General features: G+C 64.2%; 1 protein-coding gene. It reads right to left on the bottom strand.

What is annotated here, in order from left to right:
* A partial coding sequence (locus ACKAE7_RS20965; RefSeq protein WP_408980218.1) for an amino acid permease occupies window positions 1-1,409 on the bottom strand: 1,409 nt, incomplete at its 3' end.
* Between the last annotated feature and the right edge of the window lie 9 nt (window positions 1,410-1,418).

Below are 1,418 nucleotides of genomic sequence, written 5' to 3'. Positions count from 1 at the left end.
TCGCGGATGCGGGTGCGGCAGGCGTACCAGCCGATGACCATGAGGATGGAGGCGATGGCGGTGACGAGCATGGTGAGGGGGGATTCGATGAAGACCATGATGAGGACGCCGGTGAGGAAGAGGAGGGAGAGGTAGCCGGTGTAGGGGGCGCCGATCATGCGGAAGGAGGGGCGGGTCAGCCAGCCTTTGTTGGCCCAGCGGTGGAGCTGGATCTGGCACAGGACGATGGTGGCCCAGGTCATGATGATGCCGACGGAGGCGACGTTGAGGACGATTTCGAAGGCTTGGGCGGGGACGAGGTAGTTCAGGGGGACGCCGAGGAGGGAGACGCCGGCGGTGATGGCGATCCCGCCGTAGGGGACGCCGGCTTTGTTCATGCGGCCCGCGAATTTGGGGGCGGAGCCGTTGACGGACATGGAGCGCAGGATCCGGCCGGTGGAGTAGAGGCCGGCGTTGAGGGAGGACAGGGCGGCGGTGAGGACGACGAGGTTCATGATGACGTCCACGCCCTGGATGCCGATGGAGCCGAAGAAGGTCACGAAGGGGCTGACGCCTTTTTCGTAGGAGGTGTAGGGCAGCAGCAGGGCCAGGAGGATGACGGAGCCGACGTAGAACACGGCGATGCGGAAGACGACGGAGTTGATGGCTTTGGGCATGATTTTTTCGGGGTTTTCGGTTTCGCCGGCGGCGGTGCCGACGAGTTCGATGGAGGCGTAGGCGAAGAGGACGCCCTGCATGAGGATGATCATGGGGAGCAGGCCGTTGGGGAAGATCCCGCCGTTGTCGGTCAGGAGGCTGATGCCGACTTGTTGGCCGTCGACGGGGGTGCCGAAGATGACGAAGTAGGTGCCGACGATGAGGAAGATGACCAGGGCTGCGACTTTGATCAGGGCGAACCAGAATTCCATTTCGCCGAAGACCTTGACCGAGACGAGGTTCAGGGCGAGGACGACGACGAGGGCGGTGAGGGCCCAGGCCCATTGGGGGACGGCTGCCATCCAGGGGATGTAGTTGCCGAAGAAGTTCATGTAGAGGGCGGCGGCGGTGATGTCCACGATGGTGGTGGTGGCCCAGTTGATCCAGTAGAACCAGCCGGAGACGAACGCGGCTTTTTCGCCGAAGAATTCGCGGGCGTAGGAGACGAAGGAGCCCGAGGAGGGCCGGTGCAGGACCAGTTCGCCCAGGGCGCGGAGGATGAGGAACGCGAAGAACCCGCATACGGCGTAGGCGATGACCAGGGATGGGCCTGCGGCGTTGAGCCGGCCGCCGGCGCCCAGGAACAGGCCGGTACCGATCGCGCCGCCGATCGCGATCATCTGGATCTGCCGGGGCTTCAAGTTCTTGTGGTAGCCCTGGTCCTCGGCATGCAACGCCGACTCAGAAGCATGGGCATGACCGCCGTCGATCACGTGGTCAGG

The sequence above is a fragment of the Pseudarthrobacter sp. NKDBFgelt genome (assembly GCF_046097905.1).
GTDB classification, from domain to species: Bacteria; Actinomycetota; Actinomycetes; order Actinomycetales; family Micrococcaceae; genus Arthrobacter; species Arthrobacter polychromogenes.
Note: the sequence above shows the minus strand (reverse complement) of the source record. Positions and strands in the feature narration are given on the sequence as shown.